The organism is Geobacillus sp., from assembly GCF_017515625.1.
Taxonomy (GTDB): domain Bacteria; phylum Bacillota; class Bacilli; order Bacillales; family Anoxybacillaceae; genus Geobacillus; species Geobacillus stearothermophilus.
Genome location: NZ_JAFWFM010000109.1, coordinates 1 through 4,341, shown reverse-complemented (window position 1 = coordinate 4,341; position 4,341 = coordinate 1). Strand labels below are relative to the sequence as shown.

4 protein-coding genes, 1 tRNA gene, 3 pseudogenes and 1 riboswitch are annotated in these 4,341 nt (G+C 55.5%); of the genes and pseudogenes, 2 read left to right on the top strand and 6 right to left on the bottom strand.

What is annotated here, in order from left to right; translation table 11 throughout:
- The 6 genes and pseudogenes from IKE44_RS06835 to IKE44_RS06810 form a co-directional block, all read right to left on the bottom strand.
- A pseudogene (locus IKE44_RS06835) lies at nucleotides 1-273 on the bottom strand (cobalt ABC transporter permease); the annotation flags it as partial.
- Entirely contained in the window at nucleotides 257-550 is a 294-nt protein-coding gene (locus IKE44_RS06830; RefSeq protein WP_011231298.1) for an energy-coupling factor ABC transporter substrate-binding protein, read from the bottom strand. The pseudogene IKE44_RS06835 and the gene IKE44_RS06830, both read right to left, overlap by 17 nt.
- Before the next feature lie 4 nt (nucleotides 551-554).
- Nucleotides 555-1,271, bottom strand: a complete 717-nt coding sequence (locus IKE44_RS06825) for an energy-coupling factor ABC transporter permease (protein WP_230581405.1) — start codon at nucleotides 1,269-1,271, stop codon at nucleotides 555-557.
- Nucleotides 1,272-1,298: 27 nt separating this feature from the next.
- Nucleotides 1,299-1,697 carry a (2Fe-2S) ferredoxin domain-containing protein gene (locus IKE44_RS06820; RefSeq protein WP_033016979.1) on the bottom strand — a complete coding sequence of 133 codons (399 nt, stop codon included), beginning with the start codon at nucleotides 1,695-1,697 and terminating at the stop codon, nucleotides 1,299-1,301.
- A gap of 185 nt (nucleotides 1,698-1,882) precedes the next feature.
- Nucleotides 1,883-2,076, bottom strand: a riboswitch (cobalamin riboswitch).
- Nucleotides 2,077-2,134: 58 nt separating this feature from the next.
- Nucleotides 2,135-2,619 (bottom strand): annotated as a pseudogene (rraA, locus tag IKE44_RS06815) (ribonuclease E activity regulator RraA).
- A gap of 236 nt (nucleotides 2,620-2,855) precedes the next feature.
- Nucleotides 2,856-2,927: transfer RNA gene (locus IKE44_RS06810), tRNA-Gln, on the bottom strand.
- 175 nt (nucleotides 2,928-3,102) lie between these two features.
- On the opposite strand from IKE44_RS06810, the gene IKE44_RS06805 reads away from it, so the two are divergent.
- A complete protein-coding gene (locus IKE44_RS06805) occupies nucleotides 3,103-3,984 on the top strand; it encodes a glycerophosphodiester phosphodiesterase family protein (RefSeq protein ID WP_064213504.1) in 882 nt (293 codons plus the stop codon).
- A 156-nt stretch (nucleotides 3,985-4,140) separates the two neighbouring features.
- Nucleotides 4,141-4,341 (top strand): annotated as a pseudogene (locus IKE44_RS06800) (IS982 family transposase); the annotation flags it as partial.

The following is a 4,341-nucleotide window of genomic DNA, read 5'->3' as shown; positions in this document are numbered from 1 at the left end:
TATTTGAAAAGGAACCGACACGGACACAACGAGCGTCAGCAGGCTGAGCCCTAAAAAAACGGAGGCGGCGAGCATCGCTTTTCCATACACGGAAAACGGCACTCGTGCACGAGCGACAATCCAATACGCCATTCCGATGAGCACAAGCCATTGTTCGCGCCAGCCGCCCATCATGACAACGGCAAGCATAACAAACGCCACGATCAGCTTCCACTCCGCCCGCCATGCCCGCAGCCGGTTGTCATACGCCCAACGGTCAAACTCGCGAATCATGGCTGTTTTTCCGCTCCGAACGCCCTTTGTACAACCCGACGACGTAGCCGATCACGCCGGCGCCAAGCGCGGCTTGCAGCGAGAACAGAAGCGTTTCGACTTCGCCGCCTGGAGGGGTGAAGATCGACTCAAACCACGGCCGATAATGCGGGTTGAGCGTTTGAATGGCTTTTTCCGCCTGATCGTCCGTTCCACCGAATTCCGATCCGCGCGCCCACCAAAGAGGAATGATGACAAGCAAAGCAGCCAGCAACACGAGCAAGCCATTTTTCTTCATCGCATTACGCCTCCTTTTCCTTTTGGAACAGCGGAGAAGCTTGATAGGAGGAAAGCCAGTTCCAGACGATTACCGTTATGATGCCTTCCGTCACCGCCAACGGCACTTGAGTAATGGCAAAAATGCCGGCGAATTTCAAAAACGAGGCGGTGACTCCCCCATCAGGAGACGGAAACGCCAGGGCAAGCTGCAGGGACGTCATGACATATGTAGCCAAATCAGACAAACAAGCGGCAAGAAACAAAGCCGCTCGATTGGATACCGCCCCTTTTCGGCACAGTTGATACACTCCGTACGCGACGAACGGGCCGACGATCGCCATCGACATCGCATTGGCCCCAAGCGTCGTCACTCCTCCGTGGGCAAGAAGCAGCGCTTGAAAGAGAAGAACGACTGTGCCGATCACCACCATCACCCATGGTCCAAACAAAACCGAGCCGAAGCCGATCCCGGTCGGATGCGAGCTGCTGCCGGTGACGGATGGAATTTTCAACGCCGACAATACAAATGTAAACGCGCCAGCTAACGCCATCAGAAGCTTATGTTCGGGGTGCTGCTTCAGCGTATGCACAAGCCGCCGCAATCCGAACACAAAGAACGGCAAAAACAACAGCCACCAAAACAGCGCCCATTTGACAGGCAAAAATCCTTCCATAATGTGCATGGCATACGCTTCATTTTCATTCGTCAACAAAAAATAGGAAACGAACAAAGCCGCCATTTTGCTCCATCGAACCGCTCTCTTCATTTATCCCTTCACTCCTTTCGCAGCATGTTCCGTTTTCCGTTTTCCGCTTGGCGCCTCCCGTTCGCCGGCTGGCGTCAACACCAATTCGCCTTCGTATTCATACGTCGCCCACTCCCGCATCGGAACCCCCTCACCCAAATGAGCGCGCACAACCTCCTTCGCCCGCTCCGGCGTTATCTGTCGATACCAGACGCCTTGCGGATAGACGATCATCACGCACGCGTCTTGGCATCGTCCGTTGCAGCGCGTCCTTGTTGTATGGACAGCGTCGTCAAGCCCGAGACGGGCGATCTCCTCGCGCACCGCCGTTGTCACATCATCCCCGCCATGGCGGAGGCACGTCCCTCCGTTGCAAATGAGCACATGATGCTTCATTCCCCGCAAATCCCATGTCGCCACCGAATCCCCCCTTTTTGGCTAGAATGATAGAATTTAGACGCAGACAGACGGGCAGGTTTTCGGCAAAAGAAAAAGCACCTCTACAGCAGAGGTGCAGAAAAATGTATACGAAAGCCGTAAACGGCCCAAACAGGCCCAATGCAGCCATCATTCTCCCGCACGTCTGCCTATAGTCCCGTAGGCATCCGTCCGATCCAAACAAGGCAGGTCTCCTGACTTAGGATCATCGCTTGACGGCGTCTTCCCGAAGCATCCTTCAGTGACTTGTTGCCGCAAAGCTCCCCATCACAGTGGCGGGCACCGTGCCGGATTTTCACCGGGCTTCCCTTTTCACCCAAACCCTAGAGCAGGCTTAGGCACCTTGTTTGTTTCTCGCCTATTGATCTTGTCATGGAACAAGCATCCGTTCTCATCGTAGTACAACTTGATGGCAGGCGTCAACCGTTTTTTGCCGACCAATCTTCGCGGGCGACGACAACGCCGTCGGCATCGGCGTACACGTATGCGCCCGGCTCCCAGCGGACGCCGCCGAACTCGAGCACAACGTCGCGGGCGCCTTTTCCTTCTTTTTTGCTTTTCACTGGGCACGTGCCGATCGCCATGACCCCAAGCGGCATGCGGCCGATTTCCGCCGAATCGCGAATGCAGCCGTGGATGATGACGCCGGCAAGCCCCCGGTCGCAGGCGATTTGCGCCAACCGGTCGCCTAATAGCGCCACGCGGCGCGAGCCTTTTCCATCGACCACGAGCACCGTCCCCGACGGCACCGTCTCGAGCGCTCACGGACAAGGACGTTGTCCTCAAACACGTCGACAGTCGCGATCGGCCCGGAAAACATCCGTTTTCCGCCGTACGATTGAAACGAAAGTTCGCACACTTGCAACTCATCTAAACATTGATCGCATAAATCAGCTGTTTTCATGATCCTCTCCCCTTTCGTTTTTTCATTCGCCACCATTCGTCAAAATCCTGCCGACACCACATTTTTTTGCGGCGCTGCTTCTGCTCGGGCATCGGATGCGTGTCCTTGCGGGGCCGCTGAAAACGATAAAAAGATGTTCTCGTCCCCGCTTTCCGGCGAACGAAAAAACGGCCCCGCACAACATGGCGGAAGCCGTTTTGGCCGCCGGGACGAACGAGCCCCGTCCGGCGATTCAGCTGGGCTAGCTGGATTCGAACCAGCGCATCACGGAGTCAAAGTCCGTTGCCTTACCGCTTGGCTATAGCCCAACGTTTTGTTGTCGTTTACAGTATGCGACATGATGGTGCACGTTATGCATCAACCTGAATATTCTTTTGCTTGATGTGCGACACTATCGGTACAAGCACCCTTTCCCCACTATATCACCCCGTATTCCCCTAATACTTGTTTTCCTGATATGATACTGGAAGGGAAGAGATGTCTATGCGCCGGATCACGGTTTTTCGCATCTATCTTTGCGCATTGTTTTTGTTATCGCTGCCGATCGTCTTAGCGGCCGCGGCTGCCTGGCAGCCACCCAGCCAGCCGAAAACCACCGTCATCGCCCACCGCGGCGCGTCCGGACACGCGCCGGAGCATACGCTCTCATCCTACCGCCTCGCCGCCCGCATGAATGCCGATTATATCGAAGTCGATGTGCGCGCAACGAAAGACGGGAAGCTCGTTGCCCTGCATGATGCGACGCTCGCCCGGACGACAAATGTCGAAACGGTTTACCCACACCGGTCGCCATGGCGGGTCAGCGATTTTTCATTGCGTGAGCTCAAAAAATTGGATGCCGGATCGTGGTTCGATCCACGCTTTGCCGGCGAATGCGTTCCGACGCTTGATGAGGTGGTTCGGATGCTGAAAGCGGAACGTGTAAACGTTCCGTTGTACGTCGAAACGAAACAGCCCGGCATCGAACGGGCGGTCGCCCGCCTATTGCAAAAACACGGCGTTCTCCAGCGCGGAAGCGTCATGTTTCAATCGTTCCATCCAGAAAGTTTGCAGGCGCTCCGCCCGCTCATCCCGCGCGGCGTCCCGCTCATTCAATTGGTCGGCGAAAAGGAAGCGCGAAGTGGCCGCGACGAGCTGTTGCAACAAATCGCCGTCTATGCCGATGGCATCGGCTTGCCGCTCCCAGCCGTCACCGAAGAGTGGGTGCGCGCCGCCCATGGCCGCGGGCTCATGGTTCACGTCTATACCGTCAATGAACCACACGATCTCGCTCGCCTATGCGCCATGGGCGTGGACGGTGTGTTCACCGATTATCCAGACCGCCCTGGCCGCATTGCCGCCTGCCGTCGTTTGCCCCGTCATTGACCCGCCTTCAGGGAGCCAGGGGGAGCTTATTTTTTACATAATGTTATTATGGTTACCCGTGGTGCTAGATAAACTTGGGCAAGCATAAAAATAGCCCTTGCTGGCGGATCTCCTGTAGAATGAAAGTGCGACCTGCCATTCGAAAGGAGAATCCCCATGCAAGAGCACTTTCATTTTACTACAGATCGGGCCCAAGATTCAAAAGCAATATGCCGCCATTTTCGTTTTTGTTTCTGCTCAACTGTCATCGATTCAGATGTACCTACAGCGTCGCAACCGCCATTTGGTCAAACAGGAAGACGCCGTGGTCATCGCGATTCATCTTTTAGGAAAGTTGCTCGGTTTTACTTCTGAACG